At 62.7% G+C, this 19,658-nt stretch carries 23 protein-coding genes; 12 read left to right on the plus strand and 11 right to left on the minus strand.

Features of this window, described 5'->3' with window-relative positions:
• Positions 1 to 47 precede the first annotated feature (47 nt).
• Positions 48 to 1,259 (minus strand): TolC family protein, encoded by a 1,212-nt coding sequence (locus tag WIF35_RS07855; RefSeq protein ID WP_412481009.1) that lies wholly within the window; start codon positions 1,257 to 1,259, stop codon positions 48 to 50.
• 100 nt (positions 1,260 to 1,359) lie between these two features.
• Positions 1,360 to 1,716 carry a hypothetical protein gene (locus tag WIF35_RS07860; RefSeq protein WP_412481010.1) on the minus strand — a complete coding sequence of 119 codons (357 nt, stop codon included), beginning with the start codon at positions 1,714 to 1,716 and terminating at the stop codon, positions 1,360 to 1,362.
• A 94-nt stretch (positions 1,717 to 1,810) separates the two neighbouring features.
• Here WIF35_RS07860 and tgt point away from each other — a divergent pair, with 94 nt between their 5' ends.
• The 4 genes from tgt to secF are packed head-to-tail and all read left to right on the plus strand — an operon-like array spanning position 1,811 to position 6,177.
• Positions 1,811 to 2,923, plus strand: a complete 1,113-nt coding sequence (gene tgt, locus WIF35_RS07865) for a tRNA guanosine(34) transglycosylase Tgt (RefSeq protein WP_412481011.1) — start codon at positions 1,811 to 1,813, stop codon at positions 2,921 to 2,923.
• A 43-nt stretch (positions 2,924 to 2,966) separates the two neighbouring features.
• Complete coding sequence (gene yajC / locus WIF35_RS07870) at positions 2,967 to 3,290, plus strand: preprotein translocase subunit YajC (protein WP_412481012.1); 324 nt, start codon at positions 2,967 to 2,969, stop codon at positions 3,288 to 3,290.
• 49 nt (positions 3,291 to 3,339) lie between these two features.
• Positions 3,340 to 5,217, plus strand: a complete 1,878-nt coding sequence (secD, locus tag WIF35_RS07875; protein ID WP_412481013.1) for a protein translocase subunit SecD — start codon at positions 3,340 to 3,342, stop codon at positions 5,215 to 5,217.
• 12 nt (positions 5,218 to 5,229) lie between these two features.
• Entirely contained in the window at positions 5,230 to 6,177 is a 948-nt protein-coding gene (secF, locus tag WIF35_RS07880) for a protein translocase subunit SecF (RefSeq protein ID WP_412481014.1), read from the plus strand.
• Positions 6,178 to 6,434: 257 nt separating this feature from the next.
• On the opposite strand, the gene WIF35_RS07885 is transcribed toward secF, so the two are convergent.
• The 5 genes from WIF35_RS07885 to purB form a co-directional block, all read right to left on the minus strand.
• The gene (locus tag WIF35_RS07885; RefSeq protein ID WP_412481015.1) at positions 6,435 to 7,124 is read right to left on the minus strand and encodes a cytochrome b/b6 domain-containing protein; all 690 of its coding nucleotides are present in this window, start codon (positions 7,122 to 7,124) and stop codon (positions 6,435 to 6,437) included.
• Between the two features lie 73 nt (positions 7,125 to 7,197).
• Entirely contained in the window at positions 7,198 to 7,656 is a 459-nt protein-coding gene (locus WIF35_RS07890; RefSeq protein WP_412481016.1) for a c-type cytochrome, read from the minus strand.
• A 143-nt stretch (positions 7,657 to 7,799) separates the two neighbouring features.
• Positions 7,800 to 8,117 (minus strand): DUF2322 family protein, encoded by a 318-nt coding sequence (locus WIF35_RS07895; protein ID WP_412481017.1) that lies wholly within the window; start codon positions 8,115 to 8,117, stop codon positions 7,800 to 7,802.
• Between the two features lie 7 nt (positions 8,118 to 8,124).
• Complete coding sequence (locus WIF35_RS07900; RefSeq protein WP_412481018.1) at positions 8,125 to 8,400, minus strand: hypothetical protein; 276 nt, start codon at positions 8,398 to 8,400, stop codon at positions 8,125 to 8,127.
• On the minus strand, positions 8,400 to 9,767 hold the full coding sequence (purB, locus tag WIF35_RS07905; protein WP_412481019.1) for an adenylosuccinate lyase: 1,368 nt from the start codon (positions 9,765 to 9,767) through the stop codon (positions 8,400 to 8,402). The genes WIF35_RS07900 and purB overlap by 1 nt, the downstream gene beginning before the upstream one ends.
• A 94-nt stretch (positions 9,768 to 9,861) precedes the next feature.
• Here purB and WIF35_RS07910 point away from each other — a divergent pair, with 94 nt between their 5' ends.
• A complete protein-coding gene (locus WIF35_RS07910) occupies positions 9,862 to 10,470 on the plus strand; it encodes a glutathione S-transferase (protein WP_412481020.1) in 609 nt (202 codons plus the stop codon).
• A gap of 61 nt (positions 10,471 to 10,531) precedes the next feature.
• Here the strand turns inward: WIF35_RS07910 and WIF35_RS07915 are convergent, their stop codons facing one another.
• Positions 10,532 to 11,980 carry a PLP-dependent aminotransferase family protein gene (locus tag WIF35_RS07915; protein ID WP_412481021.1) on the minus strand — a complete coding sequence of 483 codons (1,449 nt, stop codon included), beginning with the start codon at positions 11,978 to 11,980 and terminating at the stop codon, positions 10,532 to 10,534.
• A gap of 174 nt (positions 11,981 to 12,154) precedes the next feature.
• Between WIF35_RS07915 and WIF35_RS07920 the strand changes: the two genes are divergently transcribed.
• Positions 12,155 to 12,490, plus strand: coding sequence for a hypothetical protein (locus WIF35_RS07920; protein ID WP_412481022.1), 336 nt, complete (start codon positions 12,155 to 12,157; stop codon positions 12,488 to 12,490).
• Here WIF35_RS07920 and mnmA read toward each other — a convergent pair.
• From mnmA to WIF35_RS07935, 3 genes are read right to left on the minus strand one after another with little or no spacing between them, the layout of a single operon-like run.
• A complete protein-coding gene (gene mnmA, locus WIF35_RS07925; RefSeq protein WP_412481023.1) occupies positions 12,480 to 13,577 on the minus strand; it encodes a tRNA 2-thiouridine(34) synthase MnmA in 1,098 nt (365 codons plus the stop codon). The genes WIF35_RS07920 and mnmA overlap by 11 nt on opposite strands.
• The gene (locus tag WIF35_RS07930; protein WP_412481024.1) at positions 13,570 to 14,124 is read right to left on the minus strand and encodes a hypothetical protein; all 555 of its coding nucleotides are present in this window, start codon (positions 14,122 to 14,124) and stop codon (positions 13,570 to 13,572) included. Before WIF35_RS07930 ends, mnmA begins: the two co-directional genes overlap by 8 nt.
• The gene (locus WIF35_RS07935; RefSeq protein WP_412481025.1) at positions 14,124 to 14,570 is read right to left on the minus strand and encodes an NUDIX hydrolase; all 447 of its coding nucleotides are present in this window, start codon (positions 14,568 to 14,570) and stop codon (positions 14,124 to 14,126) included. Before WIF35_RS07935 ends, WIF35_RS07930 begins: the two co-directional genes overlap by 1 nt.
• Positions 14,571 to 14,659: 89 nt before the next feature.
• On the opposite strand from WIF35_RS07935, the gene WIF35_RS07940 reads away from it, so the two are divergent.
• The 6 genes from WIF35_RS07940 (at position 14,660) to WIF35_RS07965 (ending at position 19,654) form a co-directional block, all read left to right on the plus strand.
• Positions 14,660 to 15,580, plus strand: a complete 921-nt coding sequence (locus WIF35_RS07940; RefSeq protein WP_412481026.1) for a branched-chain amino acid transaminase — start codon at positions 14,660 to 14,662, stop codon at positions 15,578 to 15,580.
• 21 nt (positions 15,581 to 15,601) lie between these two features.
• Entirely contained in the window at positions 15,602 to 15,790 is a 189-nt protein-coding gene (locus tag WIF35_RS07945; RefSeq protein WP_412481027.1) for a zinc-finger domain-containing protein, read from the plus strand.
• Positions 15,791 to 15,862: 72 nt separating this feature from the next.
• Positions 15,863 to 16,876 carry a lipopolysaccharide heptosyltransferase II gene (waaF, locus tag WIF35_RS07950; RefSeq protein WP_412481028.1) on the plus strand — a complete coding sequence of 338 codons (1,014 nt, stop codon included), beginning with the start codon at positions 15,863 to 15,865 and terminating at the stop codon, positions 16,874 to 16,876.
• A complete protein-coding gene (locus WIF35_RS07955; protein ID WP_412481029.1) occupies positions 16,873 to 17,304 on the plus strand; it encodes a YybH family protein in 432 nt (143 codons plus the stop codon). Before waaF ends, WIF35_RS07955 begins: the two co-directional genes overlap by 4 nt.
• Entirely contained in the window at positions 17,304 to 18,281 is a 978-nt protein-coding gene (locus WIF35_RS07960) for a YheT family hydrolase (protein ID WP_412481030.1), read from the plus strand. Before WIF35_RS07955 ends, WIF35_RS07960 begins: the two co-directional genes overlap by 1 nt.
• Complete coding sequence (locus WIF35_RS07965) at positions 18,278 to 19,654, plus strand: phosphomannomutase/phosphoglucomutase (protein ID WP_412481031.1); 1,377 nt, start codon at positions 18,278 to 18,280, stop codon at positions 19,652 to 19,654. Before WIF35_RS07960 ends, WIF35_RS07965 begins: the two co-directional genes overlap by 4 nt.
• The last annotated feature ends 4 nt before the right edge of the window (positions 19,655 to 19,658 follow it).

Here is a 19,658-nt window from a genome sequence, read left to right on the forward strand (position 1 = left end):
TCCGACGGTCAACCGGAAAAAAAGCCCAAAATTGAAATTCTTCATCATCACTCCGGTAACAAACCCAGGCTTTGCCGCCATTGGGAAATCATCCGCGCCAGCGCAATACGTGCCCGCCCGAGCGCCCGCTCGGCCTCCTGCGCCTCCGCCTCGATGCGCAGGCGGGTCGGCAGATCGGTCTCGCCGAGGCGGAAGGATTTGTCGTAGAAACGCCGGTTATCCCCGGCTACCCGTGCCCGCTGCTCGGCAGCCGCCAGTTGCGACCGCCCGGCCTGCACCTGCAGCGCCCAGGCCGCCGCCTCCCCATCCAGCCGCTCCCGTTCGCGCTCGTAGGCCAAACCGGCCTCGACGGCCTCGGCATTGGCCATGGCGATGCGGGCATCCTGGCGGGGGCCGGCGGAAAGCGGGATGCGCACGCCGACCGCCCAGGTCTGCGCCATCGCCTCGTCACCCGTTGCCCGTTCGCGCCGCGTGGCGATGGCCAGTTCGGGATTGGCCCGGCCCTGGGCGCGCGCCAGATCGACATTGCGCCGAGCCACCTCGCCCCGGCCCGACAGTTCGCGCAGCACCGGATGCATCCCCGGTGCCTCCTGCGGTAGCTGCTCGGCTTCGACATTGCCGGCTGCGGCCGGCTGCCCGGTCAGCGTCTCGAGCCGCAGCCGGGCCATGGCCTCCGCCGCCTGCGCTTCTGCCTCGGCGAACTGCCCCTGGGCCAGCGCTCCTTCTGCCTGATTCAGATCGGCCCGCGACAAATCGCCAGCGGCGAAACGGCGCGCCACATCGTCACGCAAGCGGCGAGCAGCATCGAGTCGGGCCACCATCAGCTCGCGTTCGTTGCGAGCCAGCTGCCAGGCCCACCAGGCGTCGCGCACGGCCTGCGCCACCTGCAGGCGAAGCGCAGCCGTCTGCCCGGCCAGCGCCTCCTGCTCGGCCGCCGCCAAGGCCTGGCTGCCGCGCCGCTCGCCGGGCAGCCAGAGCGGCAGTACGAGACCATAATCCTGCTCGCCGGCCCCCTGGTTGCGATTGAAACGGTCACCCCGCCAGCCCAGTTCGACACTGGGTGGCTGCGCGGTCCAGGCATCGGCTGCGGCGATGCGCGATGCTGCAGCACGCTCGCGCTCGACCAGACCGGCCACCGCCGGCTGGCGCTGCCAGGCCTGGGTAAACGCATCGGCCAAGGGCGACGCCGCCGTCGTGCCCGACAAAGTGCCGAGCAGGCCAATGATGACTAGGGATGCGATGCCATGAATGCTTCGCATGAAAAATCCTCCGGTTGCAATGAATGGACAACCGGCGGCATGCCGCTGCGGTCCTCAGGACCGCCTGAAAATCAACAGGAAAAGAAGGCAGCCGCCGAACTCAGGCGGCGGCTCTGGGCGGACGTTCGAGGCCGTCCGGCACGCGGGAGGAGAAGCGGCTGGCATCGCCGCTGGGCACGGGGCCATGCGGGTCGAGCAGGGGTACGCGGAGGGTGCCGCCGACACCGCCCAGCAGGTGGCCGAGGACGTGACCGGGGCAGCAATGGTGATCGGCGTGGTCAGCTTCGCTGCTCACTGCGACGTGTTCGTGGCAATCACCATGCTCTTCCATGGCGGCCATATCAGGTGCCATCGCTTCTGCCGCCTGGGCATGGTTCACGACCATGCCGACCGACTCCCAGCCGAATTTCGGCGAGAAGACAGTCATCAGCATGACCACCAGCAGGAGACGAAGCACGACGCGCATCGGCACGAAAAACAACGGTTTGGATGCCGCAAACTATACAATCTCGCTCCATCCAAGCAAATAGCTGTTACAAAAAGCCTCAACAATGCATTTCGAACTTCTCACCACCGACGGCGCTGCCCGCCGCGGCACGCTGACGCTGAACCACGGCGTTGTCCAGACCCCCGTCTTCATGCCAGTGGGCACCTACGGCACGGTCAAGGCGATGACGCCGCAGGCACTGAACGACATCGGCGCGCAAATCTGCCTGGGTAACACCTTCCACCTGTGGCTGCGGCCTGGGCTGGATGTCATCACGGCGCACCAAGGCCTGCACAACTTCATGGGCTGGCAGAAGCCCATCCTGACCGACTCGGGTGGCTTCCAGGTCTTTTCGCTCGGCGCGCTACGCAAAATCACCGAGGAAGGCGTCAAGTTCAGTTCGCCGATCGACGGGGCCAAACTCTTCCTGTCGCCGGAAATATCGATGCAGATCCAGCATGTACTGAACTCGGACATCGTGATGATTTTCGACGAATGCACGCCCTACCCGGCGACGCACGACCAGGCGGCCAAGTCGATGCGCCTGTCGATGCGCTGGGCGCAGCGCTCGCGCGCCGAGCACAACCGGCTGGAGAACAACAACGCCCTATTCGGCATCGTGCAGGGCGGCATGTACGAAGACCTGCGCGACGAGTCGCTGGCCGGCCTCGACGACATCGGCTTCGACGGCATGGCCATTGGCGGCTTGTCGGTCGGCGAACCGAAGGAGGACATGGAGCGCATCCTCGCCCATACCGCGCCCAAGCTGCCGACGCACAAGCCGCGCTACTTGATGGGCGTCGGCACGCCGGAAGACCTCGTGCACGCCGTGCGCGCCGGCATCGACATGTTCGACTGCGTGATGCCGACCCGCAATGCGCGCAACGGCCACCTGTTCACCCGTTTCGGTGACATCAAGATCAAGAACGCCAAGCACAAGGCCGATACCGGCCCGCTCGATCCTTCCTGCTCCTGCTACACCTGCCGAAACTTCAGCCGCGCCTACCTGCACCATTTGTTCCGTGCCGGCGAAATCCTCGGCAGCATGCTCAACACCATCCACAATCTGCATTTCTATCAGACCATCATGGCCGAAATGCGGGCCGCCATCGAGGCCGGCACGCTGGCGCAATGGGCGCAGAACTTCGCGCACGACCGTTCGGCCGAAGGCCGGTGATAGAATCCGACGTTTCGATCTATAGCACTCTGGAGTATTACGCATGATCAGTCTCGCCCACGCCCAAACCGCCGGTGCAGCCGACCCGACCGGTGGCCTGATGCAGTTCCTGCCGATGATCGTCATCTTCGCCGTCATGTGGCTGTTGATGATCCGTCCGCAGATGAAGAAGGCCAAGGAACACAAGGCGCTGCTCGAAGCCCTGGCCAAGGGCGACGAAGTCGTCACCCAGGGCGGCATCGTCGGCAAGGTCGTCAAGATCAACGACGCCTACGTCACCGTTGAAATTGCTGCCGGCACCGAAGTCGTCGTGCAAAAGCCGGCCATCGGCCTGGTTCTGCCCAAGGGCACGCTGAAATCGCTGTAATCACCCAAAAGGCGGCCGCCCAGGCCGCCTTTTTCGCTTTCGAGCCACCATGAATCGTTACCCCCTCTGGAAGTACATCACCGTTGCCATCGCACTGGTGCTGGGCTTCGTCTATACCCTGCCCAATTTCTTTGGCGAATCGCCGGCCGTGCAGGTTTCCAGCGCCAAGGCCACGCTCAAGGTCGACGACAAGACCCTGGCCCGCGTCGAGGAAACCCTGAAGGCCGCCAGCATCGTCCATGATGGCATTCAGCTCGACCTGAACGGCGTCAAGACCCGCCTGAAGGACACCGATACCCAGTTGAAGGCCAAGGATATTCTGGAAAAAACCTTCAACCCGGACAGCAACGACCCGCAATACGTCGTTGCTCTGAACCTGCTCTCCGCCTCGCCGCAATGGCTGACCAGCCTGCATGCCCTGCCGATGTACCTCGGCCTCGACCTGCGCGGTGGCGTGCACTTCCTGCTGCAAGTCGACATGAAGGGCGCGCTGACCAAGCGCCTCGATTCCACCTCGGCCGACCTGCGCACGCTGATGCGCGACAAGAACATCCGCCATTCCGGCATCTCGCGCGAAGGCGAGCGTCTGGTCATCAAGTTCCGCGATGCCGAAACCCGCGACAAAGCCCGTAACGCCCTTTCCGACAACCAGCCCGATCTCGCGCTGAACGAAACCACCGATGGCGCCGACTTCAAACTGGTCGCCACGCTGAAGCCGGAAGCGCAAAAGAAGATCGGCGAATTCGCCCTGAAGCAGAACATCACCACCCTGCACAACCGGATCAACGAACTCGGCGTGGCCGAACCGGTGATCCAGCAGCAGGGCGCCGACCGTATCGTCGTCCAATTGCCGGGCGTGCAGGACACCGCCAAGGCCAAGGACATTCTGGGCCGCACGGCGACCCTGGAAATCCGCATGGTCGACGACTCGCCGGGCGCGCTGGAATCTGCCATGTCGGGTAACGTACCGATGGGCACCGAAGTCTATAACGAACGCGGCGGCCAGCCCCTGCTGGTCAAGAAGCAGGTCGTGCTGACCGGCGACCGCCTGACCGACGCCCAGCCGGGCTTCGACAGCCAGACGCAGGAACCGGCCGTCCATCTGACTTTGGACTCCGCCGGGGCCCGTATTTTCAAGGACATCACCCGCGAAAACGTCGGCAAGCGCATGGCCATCCTGCTCATCGAGAAGGGCAAGGGCGAAGTCGTTACCGCCCCGGTCATCCGTACCGAAATCGGTGGCGGTCGCGTCCAGATTTCCGGCCGCATGACCACCATGGAAGCCAACGACACCGCGCTGCTGCTACGTGCCGGCTCGCTGGCCGCGCCGATGGACATCATCGAGGAACGCACCATCGGCCCGTCGCTCGGTGCCGACAATATCAAGAAGGGCTTCCACTCCACGATGTGGGGCTTTGCCGCGATCGCGCTGTTCATGATCGTCTATTACCAGATGTTCGGTTTCGTCTCGGTGCTGGCACTCGGCTCCAACCTGCTCTTCCTGGTCGCCATCCTTTCGCTGCTGCAGGCCACGCTGACCCTACCCGGCATCGCGGCCATCGCGCTGACCTTGGGCATGGCCATCGACGCCAACGTGCTGATCAACGAGCGGGTGCGTGAAGAACTGCGCAATGGCGTCTCGCCGCAAGCCGCCATTTCGGAAGGTTACGAGCGCGCCTTCGGCACCATTCTCGACTCCAACATCACCACACTGATCGCCGGCCTCGCCCTGCTCATCTTCGGCTCCGGCCCGGTGCGCGGTTTCGCGGTGGTGCACTGTCTCGGCATCCTGACCTCCATCTTCTCATCGGTCGTCGTTTCGCGCGCCCTGGTCAACCTGATCTACGGCCGCCGCAAGAAACTGACCTCGCTGGCCATCGGCCAGGTCTGGAAACCGGGCACTGCTGCGGTGCACGAGCAAAAATAAGGAAAAACGGCCATGGAATTTTTCCGTATCCACAAAGACATCCCCTTCATGCGCCATGCGCTGAAGTTCAACATCATTTCGCTCGTCACCTTCATCCTGGCGGTCTTCTTCCTGCTCACCAAGGGGCTGCACCTGTCGGTGGAATTCACCGGCGGCACGCTGATCGAGACCCACTACGAACAGGCAGCCGACCTCGAGAAGATTCGCGGCGCCCTGGGCAAATCTGGTTTCTCGGACTACTCAGTGCAGAACTTCGGTTCGTCTCAGGACGTGATGATCCGCCTGCCGCTGAAGGGTGACCAGAACACCAACCAGCTCGGCGAAACGGTGATGAAGGCCCTCGAAGCCGAAGCGCCGGGCGCTAGCCTGCGCCGCGTCGAGTTCGTCGGCCCGCAGGTCGGTAAGGAACTGGCCGAGAACGGCGCGATGGCGCTGCTGCTGGTCATCATCGGCATCGTGATCTACCTCGCCTTCCGCTTCGAATGGCGCTTCTCGGTTTCCGCCATCATTGCCAACCTGCACGACGTGATCATCATCCTCGGCTTCTTCGCTGCCTTTCAGTGGGAATTCTCGCTATCGGTGCTGGCCGCGGTGCTCGCCGTGCTCGGCTATTCGGTGAACGAATCGGTCGTCGTCTTCGACCGCGTCCGCGAAACCTTCAAGAAGGTGCGCGGCCTGAGCACGCCGCAGGTACTCGACCACGCCATCACCAGCACGATCAGCCGGACCATCATCACCCACGGCTGTACCCAGCTGATGGTCCTGTCCATGCTGATCTTCGGCGGCGAAACCCTGCACTACTTCGCCATGGCCCTGACCATCGGCATCTGCTTCGGCATCTACTCCTCGGTACTGGTCGCCAGCCCGCTGGTCATGTGGCTGGGCGTATCGCGCGAACAGTTCATCCCGAAGGTTAAGAAGCAGGACGAAGGCGTCACCGAAGACGGCGCGTGCGTCTGAGCGGACAATTCCCGCACAAAGAAAAAGCCGCCTGTTGGCGGCTTTTTTGTTGCCCGGTTTAGGCCTTAATGTGCGGCCGGCTTCAACGCTGCTTGCGCTTTTTCCTGGCCCACGTCCAGACGGCCTCCGCCACATAGGGAAGCACCGCGCTTCCTCCGATCAGCACCAGCAGATCGCCGGTCAACATGATGACACCTCGTGCAGAAAAACCCATACACTAAGACAAACGCATGGGCTCTCCGTTCCGTTGACCTCACTCACCAATTCGGTGTGCTGACCGCAGGTGGTGGCGGCGGTGGGGGCATCCAGGCACCGCTTGCAGCGTAAATCGCCAGGCCGGCCAGCAACACCGCGACGACTACGGCAACGATGCCGCCGCCTTTGGCGGAAACTCCATCGCCATCCTCCTTCCAGCCAGTCAGCATCGGCTTGACCAGATTCTGCTTGCGGAAACGTACGTAGAAAACGATGGCGGCCACATGCAGCACGATCAGGCCGATCAGCAGATCGCCGACCTTATGGTGCAGTCCGGTCAGCCGGTTGCTCAGCGCCTCGCCCACCAGATCGAACAAGGGGCCACGGAAAGCGATGTCGTCATTGGCCACCAAGCCGGTGAGCAACTGGCACAGCAGCAAGGCCAGCAGGCCAAGCACCGACAGCGCCCCCAAGGGATTATGCCCCTCGCCGCGCCAGTCCCCTTTCAGGTAGGCCCGGATGCGAGCCGGTGTCGGCACGAACTGCACGAAGCGCGCATAGGTCGAGCCGACGAAGCCCCAGACCAGACGAAAGACGACAAGCCCAACGATACCCAAGCCGATCTTGCCATGCACCTCGATCAGATTGCCGCCCAATTGGCCGCTAATGATGGCCGCTACAACAGCAAGCACCAGGGCCCAGTGAAAAATTCGGGTCGGCAGATCCCAAACCCGGATGCGGATATCGCTCATCGTCATTTCCTTCAATGATCAAACAAAACAGGCGCCCGCAGGCGCCTGTTCCATGGTCTTCACTCCAAACCGCTTAGCGCTTGGCCTTGAAATCGTCGTGGCAGCCCTTGCAGGTGCCGCCGACCTTGCCCAGTTGAGCACCGACAGCGGCCGCATCGCCGGTCTGCGCAACCTTGGCCAGTTCATTGGCCTCCTTGTTGAAAGCCATCGCAGCCTTGCCCAGCTTCTCCTGTTCGGTCCAGATATTGGCCTTGGCACGGGACTCTTCCCAGCCCTTACCCTTATCGGTCCCCGGCAGGTAAAGCGAACCCATGCCGGAATTGGCCACGGCCTGGATGGCATTGGCCGCCTTGATGACCTCGTCCTTGTTGTACTGGCCGCCCTCGACGTTCATCTTGATACGCCCCATATTCCAAGCCATGAAGGCATAGCCGGACTGGCGATACTTGATGGCATCCTCCGGCTTGACCTGAGCGAACGCACCGCCGGCCATGACGAGGGACAATGCAGCAACTAGAAACTTGGTTTTCATGGTTTTCTTCTCCGTTGTTAGCTGAATGAACGAGGCGACGACCACATCAGTCCCCGCTACTGAAGCAGGCCGATTATACCGACTGCGTATTTCAGTCAAAGCGACCGCTGCCGCCTGTTTTGTAACAGCCTGCAACAGCGCTCTCAAACTGCGAAGACGTGCTTGACGCGCAAGGCCGGGGCACCGGCTTCGATTTGCAGCAGACGGGCGATGTTCGGGTGCTTGCCCGGGTTGGCACGCTCGTCTTCGGTATGCTCGGCGAAGATTTCCATGCCCTTTTTGGCAGCCTCGGCATTGATCGAACCATAGGTCTGAGCCAAATGGTTATAGACAGCCAGAGAACCCTGGCTACCCGCCTTGTTCTCAATGGTGGCAACGACATTACCATCGGCGTCGAGAAGATTCAGTGCAGCGAGGTGCGAAATGCCGGGGAGTTTCTTCAGGTTTTCTGCAAAAGACATTCTTGTTCTATTTCCAGTCGGTTTTAGCCTTGACCAGGCCGATGATCAGCCCGGTAGTAAAGGTGGCGATGGGCACCGTCAGCACAATGGCCTTGATGCCACGTTCCAGATCGTAATAGCCGAGCAGCACGGTGACCAGGAGAAGGCCGAGCGCGAGGCCGATGGCCCCGCCCTTCAAGCCGCCGTTGATCACCTGCAACTGCGAGACCTTGCGGTCGGTCACGCAGTGCGGACAGTAGATCGCATCATCCGGCGCCTCGCGCCCGCACTTGTCGCAGATCATCAGATGCGCTTCGCCAGTTCGGCCGCCTTGCCGGTGTAATCCCACGGCGTCAGCTTGAGCAGTTCGGCCTTGGCGGCTTCCGGAATTTCCAGCGTGGCGACGAAAGCCTGCATGCCTTCGCGCGAAACGCGGGTGCCGCGGGTCAGCTCCTTGAGCTTTTCGTAGGCGTTCGGCACAGCGTAGCGGCGCATGACTGTCTGGATCGGCTCGGCCAGCAGTTCCCAGTTGGCGTCGAGATCGGCCTTCATCAGGTCGGCATTGATTTCCAGTTTGCCCAGGCCCTTCAACAGCGAGTCGTAGCCAAGCAGCGTGTAGCCAAGGCCGACGCCCATGTTGCGGAGCACGGTGGAGTCGGTCAGGTCGCGCTGCCAGCGCGAGATCGGCAGCTTTTCAGCGAGATGCTTGAGGACGGCGTTGGCCAGGCCGAGGTTGCCCTCGGAGTTTTCGAAGTCGATCGGATTGACCTTGTGCGGCATGGTCGAGGAGCCGATTTCGCCAGCCTTGACCTTCTGCTTGAAGAAACCCAGGGAGATGTAGCCCCAGACGTCGCGGTCGAGGTCGACCAGGATGCTGTTGGCGCGAGCGAAGGCGTCGAACAGCTCGGCCAGTGCGTCATGCGGCTCGATCTGGATGGTGTAGGGGTTGAAGGTCAGGCCGAGCGACTCGACGAAGCGCTTGGCGAAGCCTTCCCAGTCGTAGCCCGGGTAGGCCGCGAGGTGGGCGTTGTAGTTACCGACTGCGCCATTGATCTTGCCGAGCAGCTCGACGGCGGCGATGCGGGCGCGGGCGCGCTGCAGGCGATAGGCGACGTTGGCCATTTCCTTGCCCATGGTCGACGGGGTGGCCGGCTGGCCGTGCGTGCGGCTCATCATCGGCACGTCGGCGTAGGTGTGGGCCATTTCGGTCAGCTTGGCGATGACCTTGTCCAGCGTCGGCAGCATGGCCTGTTCGCGAGCGCCCTTGCACATCAGCGCATGCGACAGGTTGTTGATGTCTTCTGAGGTGCAGGCGAAGTGGATGAATTCGCTGACCTTGACCACTTCGGCATTGGCCTTGGTCTTGTCCTTGATCCAGTATTCCAGCGCCTTGACGTCATGATTGGTGGTGGCTTCGATAGCCTTCACCTCGGCAGCTTGTTCAGGACCGAAACCGGCAACCAGCGCATCAAGCTCTGCTACGGTGGACGGCGAAAAAGCGGCAATTTCCGTGAAATGCGGTTCGGCGGCCAGCGCCTTCAGCCACTCGATCTCGACCTTCAGGCGAGCGCGGATCAGGCCAAATTCGGAAAAATGCTCGCGCAACGCATCGACTTTGCCGGCATAGCGGCCATCCAGCGGCGACAGGGCGGTCAGCGGGTTGAATTCCATAAAGTCTTCCTCATGAATAATTTTGTAATTTTACCTGCCCCGTCCAGCCCCGACCATACGTTATAATCGTTTCTCCCCAATCCGAGAGTAAGTAATGAAGCTGATCGGCTCCTACACCAGTCCGTTCGCCCGTAAGGTACGCGTCGTACTGGCCGAAAAGAAGATCGAATACGACTTCGTGATCGACTCCCCCTGGCTGGAAGACAGCAAGGTGCCGTCCATCAATCCGCTGGGCAAGATTCCGGTGCTGGTCCTGGACGACGAAACCCCGCTGTTCGACTCCCGCGTCATCGTCGAATACATCGATAACGTCACCCCGAATAACAAGCTCTTCCCCGCGCCGAATCGCGAACGTACCGAAGTGAAGCGCTGGGAGGCCCTGGCCGACGGTATCTGCGACGCTGCCGCCACCGCCTTCCTCGAAGCCAAGCGCCCGAAGGGCCAGAAGAGCAACGAATGGATCGAGCGCCAGCGCGGCAAGATCATGCGCAGCCTGGAGTTCATGGCCGAAGAGCTGGGCGAAAAGCCTTTCTGCATGGGTACGCATTTCTCGATGGCCGACATTGCTGTCGGCACGGCTCTCGGCTACCTGGCCTTCCGCTTCGCCGACATCAATTGGCAGGAAAGCCACCCGAACCTGGAAAAGTTGTTCACCAAGCTGATGCAGCGCCCGTCGTTCGCCGACACCGTGCCGCACGACTGAAGTAGTAGCAGTTCCGCACGACCGAAACAGGCGCCTTAAGCGCCTGTTTTTCCTTAACGCGCTAGCGCGGACTGCGCCTCGGCAGATTGCCGCACAATCGTCCCAAACACTGCAATGCGGCTTCCACCTCGGCCGTGACCGGCATCCCGCAATTGAGGCGAATGAAGCCTTCGTAACGATCCGAGTTCGAATAGATCAGGCCCGGCGCGATCAATATTCCCTCGCCGAGTGCCGCTTCGAAAAGTTCTCGCGAAGACATACCTGCCGGCAACTCGACCCACAGGGACAGGCCGCCTTGCGGCGAATTCATCCGCGTCCCGGCGGGAAAGGCTCGAAAGATGGACGCCGCCATATGCTCCCGCTGCCGACGCAAATGCTGGCGCAAGCGGTTGAGGTGCCTTTCGTAGGCAGGCGACGCCATGAAATCGGCAGCCACCAACTGCGCCAGGGCCTCATTGTTCCGACTCTGCGCATACTTGAGCATCTCCACCCGTGCCTGCCAGCGCCCGGCACTGATCCAGCCGAGCCGCATCCCCGGTGCCAACACCTTGTGCAACGACGCACAGTGAATGACGTTGCCTGTCGAGTCCCAGGACTTGATCGCCCTCGGCGCCGGGTTGCGTTCGACGAGCGGTGTATAGGTATCGTCCTCGATCAGCGCTACGCCATGCGTTTCGCACATCGCCACCAGTTGCGCCTTGTGCGCATCCGGCATGATGGCACCGAGCGGATTTTGCAGATGCGGCACGACCACCACGGCCTTCAAGGACTCCTGGGTACGCAATGCCAACTCGAAAGCCGGCAATGACAATCCATGTTGCGGACTGGTCGGAATTTCCAGGGCACGCAAGCCCAGGCCTTCGAGAATCTGCAGCAAGCCGTAGAAAGTCGGCGTTTCCACCGCTACCACGTCACCCGGCACGGTCACCGCACGCAACGCCAGATGGAGAGCCTCGATACAGCCCTGCGTGACGACGATTTCCTCCGGAGCCAAACGCATGCCGCTGTCGACCGCCCGCCTGGCCAGCACCTGGCGGAACTCCGGCTGACCATTGGCCGCCCCCGGCGTAACCAGGATATCGGGATAACGCTTCAGGACACGCGCACCGGCCTGGCGCAGCGCCTCGCTCGGGTACAGCTCAGGCGCAGCGCGTGCGCTTGAGAAGGCCACCTTGATGGACGCCTGACGGCCACGGGCGATGAACTCCGACACCTTGACATGGATACCGACGTATTGCGCCGGATCGGGCTGAACATCGGCTGACGGTTCAGCGATAGCCGGCAATTGTTGCGCCGGTTGGCTTACGAAAAAGCCGGAACGCGGACGCGCTTCCAACCAGCCCTCTTGCTCCAGCCATCGACAAACCTGCAAGGCCGTCGACAAACTGACGTCATGTTGCTGCATCAAACTACGCACGGATGGGAAACGTGCACCGCGCGCCAAGGCGCCCGCTTCGATCACCGAACGGTAATGCGTTGCCAGACGACGGTAGAGATGCTCCATTTCCATGCCGCAATCTTCCCCCGAAACGACCAAGCGCAACAGATATAGTTTGGCGCAATCCGGACCATAACAGATGGCAAGAATATGATCTGTTTCGGCATGATCACCTGAGGCCTGTGCCTGACGCGAAAACCCGGCCGCACCTACGATTTCCCTGTCGCTTAAGAGGAGAAATCAGCCATGCCTGCCGCACCCAGCCTACAAATCAGTCTGTGCTCAGCCGAGTCGCGCGACTATCTGGTCGAAGCCGGCACCCTCGTCCTGCTCATCGAAGGCAGCGTCGAATTGACCGACAGCCCGCAGTGGATTGCCGATCACTATGTCGCCCTGAAACGATCGCTTCAGCCGGAAACCCCCTTCCGCATCGAGGTCGGCGGCTGGATTCGGCTGGATGCCCGAGGCCCTTCGGAGATCGTTCTGATCGCCCCGCACAGCCTTGCGCTGTGGGCGCGCGCCGGAGAATGCTTGCGCCGCTGGCTTGGCGCCAGCCGAGCCCTGGGCGGCCCTATCGGATAACGCCACCGCCCAGGCAGACCCGGCTCTCGTAAAGCACGACCGATTGCCCCGGGGTAAGCGCCCACTGCGGCTCGGCGAAACGGATTTCGCAAGTTTCGCCGTCAACGCGCTCGACTTCGCAGGGCTGGTCGGCCGTCCGGTAGCGCGGCTTGGCCGTGTAGACCCAGTGCGTATGCGGCGCATTACCCGAAACCCAGCTCAGCTGCTCGGCAACCAGATCGCTCTTGAGCAGCGCCGGGTGGTCGTGCCCCTGGACAACGTAAAGCACGTTCTTTTCCATGTCCTTACCGGCCACGAACCAGGCATCGTGATCGCCGCCGCCGGGCTGGCCTTTCTCCTTCAACCCGCCGATGTGCAAGCCCTTGCGCTGCCCCAGCGTGTGATACATCAGGCCGTCGTGTTCGCCGAGCACCTTGCCGTCGTCGAGGCGACGAATTTCGCCCTTCTTGGGCGGCAGGTAGCGCGACAGGAAATCCTTGAACGGACGCTCGCCGATGAAGCAGATGCCGGTCGAGTCCTTCTTGGCCGCGACATGCAGCCCCTCGGCCTCGGCAATCTTGCGCACTTCGCGCTTGTAGATATTGGCCAGCGGGAACAGGGTTTTCGACAACTGCGCCTGGTTCAGGCGATAGAGGAAGTAGCTCTGGTCCTTGGTGCCATCTTCCGCCTTGAGCAACTGGAATGCGCCGTCGAACTCGCGCACGCCGGCGTAGTGCCCGGTGGCGATCTTGTCGGCCCCCAGCTTCATGGCGTGATCGAGGAAGGCCTTGAACTTGATTTCCGAGTTGCACAAGATATCCGGATTCGGCGTGCGCCCAGCCTGGTATTCGCGCAGGAATTCGGCGAACACGCGCTCGCGGTATTCGGCCGCGAAATTGACCACCTCGACGTCGATGCCGATCTTGTCGGCAACACTCATCACGTCGATCAGATCCTGGCGCGACGAGCAGTAGTCTTCGGTGTCGTCGTCTTCCCAGTTCTTCATGAACAGGCCGACCACGTTCCAGCCTTGCTGCTTCAGCAACAGCGCCGCCACCGAGGAATCCACGCCGCCGGACAAGCCGACCACCACCGTTTTCTTAGACATCGGGCCCAGCCCCTTTCTTCCATGCGTCGAGCGGCAGGATCACCGCCGCCTCGCCGTTATTCACAAACCAGCTATCGACGACGAAGCGCGCCGCTTCGCCCTCGGTCTTTTCTTCAATCAAGGCCGAATAATGCGTGTAAAAAATCAGCGCCGCGCTGCGCACCTCCGGCTCGAGCACCCGATGCCAGCGCAGATAGCCACGCGCCTCGAGCACGCGTAACAGGCGCGTCGTCGAGGTCGAATGATCGATGCAATCCATCCGCCCGGAGACATAGCCATCATCGTAATTGCCGGCACGGTCGTTATGGATATCCGACTGCTCACCGGCCCAGCGATACAAACGGCCGATCGCCTCGCCGATGATTTTTCGCTCTTCGGCCGCGTCCACCGCAGCAAGCAGCATGCGCCGCACTTCGCCGAGCTGCCCTTCGCTGAAACGGACATCCGCTTCGGTCAGACAACCGTAACCGTGACAGATGCGCACCCGCTCGTCGGCTTGCACGGCCGAAGCCAAAGCGAACAAGACAACGAACAGCGCGCGCAACATCAGGTGTAATGCACCAGCAGATCGAGCGGATAGCGCTTGCCGGCAACCAGATCCTCGATGCAGCGCAGGATCAGCGGGCTGCGATGACGCTCCTGCGTCGCCTTGACCTCGTCCAGCGTCAGCCAGCGTGCGCCGACGATACCGTCGTCCAAGGGGCGCCCGGCCACGTAGCCGCGCAACTCGCCGGCGAAGGCGAAGCGCAGGTAGGTCACGTCCTTGCTCGGATGCTTCCAGTTGTAGATGCCGACCAGATGGGTCGGCTTGAAATGGTAGGCGGTTTCTTCCAGCGCCTCGCGCACGACGGCGTCGATCAGCGCCTCGCCTTCCTCGAGATGCCCGGCCGGCTGGTTGAAGGCCAGGCCGGCCTCGGTTTCTTCCTCGACCAGCAGGAACTTGCCGTCACGTTCGACAACGGCGGCAACGGTCACATTGGGTTTCCAGATCATCAGGGTCACGCAACGGCAAAACCGTTATTTTACCCGCTGTTTTCGGCTAGAATTACCGGCTTTGACACGCGCAACACGGAGAATCGAACATGTCCATGTCGGATCGCGACGGCTTTATTTGGCAAGACGGCAAACTGGTGCCCTGGCGTGAAGCCACCACCCACGTCCTCACGCACTCGCTGCACTACGGCATGGGCGTCTTCGAGGGTGTCCGCGCCTACAAGACCGAACGCGGTACCGCGATTTTCCGTTTGAAGGAGCACACCGAGCGCCTGTTCCGTTCGGCGCACATCTTCCAGATGCAGATGCCCTACTCGCAAGAGGAACTGAACGAAGCGCAGAAGGAAGTCATCCGCGCCAACAAGCTCGAATCCGGCTACCTGCGTCCGCTCGCCTTCTACGGCTCGGAAAAGATGGGCGTTTCGCCGAAAGGTGCCAAGGTGCACGTCATCATCGCCGCCTGGCCGTGGGGCGCTTACCTCGGCGAGGAAGGCATGCAGCGCGGCATCCGCATCAAGACCTCGTCCTACACCCGCCACCATGTGAACATCACCATGGTGCGCGCCAAGGCCTCCGGCAACTACATGAACTCCATCCTCGCCAACAACGAGGCGACTGCCGACGGCTATGACGAAGCCCTGCTGCTCGATCCGGAAGGCTACGCTTGCGAAGGCGCCGGCGAGAACCTGTTCATCGTCAAGAACGGCAAGCTGTACACGCCGGACCTGACCGCCTGCCTCGAAGGCATCACCCGCGCCACCGTCATGCAACTGGCCGGCGAGCTGGGTATCGAAGTCATCGAGAAGCGCATCACCCGCGACGAAGTCTATTGCGCCGACGAAGCCTTCTTCACCGGCACTGCCGCCGAAGTGACGCCGATCCGCGAACTCGACAACCGCCAGATCGGCCCCGGCCACCGCGGCCCGATCACCAAGGCGCTGCAGGAAAAGTATTTCGATGTGGTCTATGGCCGCTCGGCTGCGCACGCCGACTGGCTGGCCCTCGTCTAAACGGAACTCAGGGAGAAAACGATGTCCGACAAGCAAACCGTCGAAGTCAGCGCCGACGACCTGCCGCTGCATTGCCCGACGCCGAATTCGGCGCTGTGGAATCAGCATCCGCGCGTCTTCCTCGACGTGCTGAAGACCGGCGAAGTCGTCTGCCCGTACTGCAGCACCAAGTACGTCTTCAAGGGCGAAGCCCCCAAGGGCCATCACTAAGCTGACACCGCACAGAACGGCGGGTCCGGCGATTTCGTTCCGGCCCGCCGCTTTGTTGTGTGTCGAATCGGCATGAAAAAAGCCCTGATCGTCGCACCGTCCTGGATCGGCGACACCATCATGGCGCAGCCGCTGTTCGCGCGCCTGCATGCCAAGCACCCCGGCCTGACGCTCGACGCCACGGCGCCGCGCTGGGTCGCCCCGGTATTGACCCGGATGAGCGAAATCGCCGAGGTCATCGACAATCCCTTCGGCCACGGCCAGTTCGACCTGAAAGGCCGCTGGCGTCAGGGACGCGAACTCGCCGCACGAGGCTACGATGCCGTCTATGTGCTGCCCAACTCGATCAAGTCGGCCTTGGTGCCGTTCTTCGCCGGCATCCCCCGGCGCATCGGCTTCACCGGCGAATCCCGCTACGGCCTGATCAACCAGCGCCACCATCTCGACAAGCAGGCCCTGCCGCTCATGGTCGAGCGCTTCGCCCAACTGGCCGAAGCCCCCGGCACACCGCTGCCGCGCCCGGTTTTTTACCCAAAAATCGTGTCCACCGCAGCAATGCAGGCCAAGACGCTGGCTGAGCTCACTCTGCCGCGTCCGGACAAGATGGTCGCTTTCTGCCCCGGTGCCGAATACGGGCCGGCCAAGCGTTGGCCGGCAGCGCACTTCGCCGATCTGGCCAAGCGTTTTGCTGCAAGCGGCTTTGCCGTCTGGCTTTTCGGCTCGCCCAAGGATCATGCCGTCGCCGAGGAAATCGGCCGCCTGGCGCCCGGCCTCACGCACAATCTGTGCGGCACTACCTCGCTCGGCCAAGCCGTCGACCTGCTGGCCCTGGCCGACCTGGTGGTCTGCAACGATTCCGGCCTGATGCACGTCGCGGCAGCGCTCGACCGCCCCATCATCGCCCTCTACGGCTCATCTTCACCGGGCTTCACGCCGCCGCTGTCGGACCATGCCGACATTCTGAGCCTGAAACTCGATTGCAGCCCCTGCTTCAAGCGCGAATGTCCGCTCGGCCATCTCGACTGCCTGAATAAACTGTTGCCCGAGCAGGTTTTCGCTGCCAGCGAGAAATGGATCGCCGCATGAGCCAGTCAGCCGCCTACGCCACGCCGGAAGCTGCCGAACAAGCCTTCTACGACGCCGTCGCCCATTGCGATGCCGACCTGCTGATGCTGGCTTGGGCCGAGGACGAGGAAATCCTCTGCGTCCACCCGACCGGCGTTCGTTTGACCGGCGAAATTCCGATCCGCGAGAGCTGGCTCAGCATTTTCCAGAACGCCCGCCTGCGCATCCAGGCCGAGCCGGTCGCTCACTGGCAAAGTTCGGTGGTCGCCGTACACCACCTGACCGAAACCCTGTTCGTCGGCGACGATCCCAATCCGCAAGGGCCGCTGCACGTCACCCACGTCTACATGCGTGGCCCGCAAGGCTGGCGCCTGGTCGTACGCCACGCTTCGGCGGCCGACGACGAACACCAGGCAATGGCCGAAGCCATCCCGCACACCATCCACTGATGCCGACACCGCCCGCCTACGCCGCACCGGGCTGGCTACCGGGTGGCCACGCCCAGACCCTGTGGCCGCTGCTGATCAAGCCGCGCGGCCCGCGCTTGCGGCGCGAACGCTGGGAGACGCCGGACGGCGATTTCATCGACGTCGATTTCCTCGACGGTCCGGCCGATGCCCCCTTGCTTGTGCTATTTCACGGCCTGGAAGGCAGCTCGCGCAGCCACTACGCCATCTCGACGGCGCAAGCCTGCCAACGTGCCGGCTGGCGCCTTGCCCTGCCGCACTTCCGCGGCTGCTCCGGCGAACTGAACCGCCGCCCACGCGCCTACCACTCGGGCGACTCGGCGGAAATCGATTGGATCTTGCGCCGACTCCACGCCCAGAACGGCGAGCGGCAACTACACGCGGCCGGCGTCTCGCTTGGCGGCAACGCGTTGCTGAAATGGGGCGGCGAACAAGGTGAGCGCGCCAGCGAGATCGTCACCGGTATTGCCGGCATCTGCGCCCCGCTCGACCTGGCGGCTTGCGGCCATCATCTGGCGCGCGGCTTCAATCGCATCTATACGCAACACTTCCTCGGCACACTGAAACGCATTTCCGCTGCCCGCCTGCGCCACCACCCTGGCCTGTTCGACGCCCAGCGCATGCGCGCGGCGAACAATCTGTGGCAGTTCGACGATGCGGTGACCGGTCCCATCCATGGCTTCGCTGGGGCCGACGACTATTGGCAGCGCAGTTCGGCCAAGCCCTTCCTGGCCGACATCCGCATCCCTGCCTTGGCCATCAACCCACGCAACGATCCCTTCCTGCCGGCCTCCTATCTGCCAAAGGGGCACGAAGTCAGCTCCTGGGTCCGCCTGGAACAACCCGCCGCCGGTGGCCATGTCGGCTTCGTCAGCGGCCCCTTTCCGGGCACGCTGGACTGGTTGCCGCAAAGACTCCTACACTTTTTCCTTTACGAAACGCAGAAGAACAAACCATGAGCACTCTGCCCGCTGAAATCTTCAAGGCCTACGACATCCGGGGCATCGTCAACAAGTCGCTGACCGCCGACGTCGTGCGCCGCATCGGCCACGCCCTCGGCTCGCTGGCCGTCGAACAAGGCCAGACCGCCATCGCCGTCGGCCGCGACGGCCGCCTGTCCGGCCCGGAGCTGGCCGGCGCCCTGATGGACGGCATCTGCGCTGCCGGCTGCGACGCCATCGATATCGGCTGCGTGCCAACCCCGGTCACCTATTTCGCGGCCTACGAGCTGGGCTGCAACTCCTGCGTCTCGGTCACCGGCAGCCATAACCCGCCGGACTACAACGGCCTGAAAATGGTCATCGGCGGCACAACACTGGCCCTCGACGCCATCCAGCAGCTGAAGCAGCGCATCGAGGCCGGCAACCTGAAACATGGCCAGGGCAACAAGCGCAGCGCCGACGTGCGCGCTGCTTACATCGAGCGCATCGTTTCCGACATCAAGCTGGCCCGCCCACTGAAAATCGTCATGGACTGCGGCAACGGCGTGGCCGGTGCGGTCGCGCCGGAACTGTTCAAGCGCCTGGGTTGCGACATCATCCCGCTCTATTGCGAGGTCGACGGCAATTTCCCGAACCATCACCCCGACCCGTCCAAGCCTGAAAACCTGAAAGACGTCATCAAGGCGCTGCAGGAAACCGACGCCGAGTTGGGCATCGCCTTCGACGGCGATGGCGATCGCCTGGGCGTCGTCACAAAGGATGGCGAAATCGTCTTCCCGGATCGCCAATTGATGCTGTTCGCCGCCGACGTCCTGTCGCGCGTACCGGGCGGTCAGGTGATCTACGACGTCAAATGCACCCGCCTGCTGGCGCCGTGGATTCGCCAGCACGGCGGCGAGCCGCTGATGTGGAATACCGGCCATGCCCTGGTCAAGGCCAAGCTCAAGGAAACCGGCGCGCCGCTGGCCGGCGAGATGTCCGGCCACACCTTCTTCAAGGAACGCTGGTACGGCTTCGACGACGGCCTGTACACCGGCGCCCGCCTGCTCGAAATCCTCGCCCGCTCGGCCGATGCCAATGCACCGCTGAAAGCCCTGCCGAACTCGCCGTCGACCCCGGAACTGAACATCAAGATGGCCGAAGGCGAACCCTTCGCCCTGATCGACAAGCTGAAAGCCGAAGGCCAATTCGACGGCGCCAGCGAAGTGATCACCATCGACGGCGTGCGCGTCGAATATCCGGACGGCTTCGGTCTGGCTCGCCCGTCGAACACCACGCCGGTCGTCGTGCTGCGTTTCGAAGCCGACAACGCCGCTGCACTGGAACGCATCCAGGCCGCCTTCCGCCAGGCCCTCACGGCGGTCTGGCCGGGCGTCCAGTTGCCCTTCTAAGTCG

The sequence above is a fragment of the Azonexus sp. IMCC34839 genome, assembly GCF_047047955.1.
In the GTDB taxonomy this organism is placed as follows: domain Bacteria; phylum Pseudomonadota; class Gammaproteobacteria; order Burkholderiales; family Rhodocyclaceae; genus Azonexus.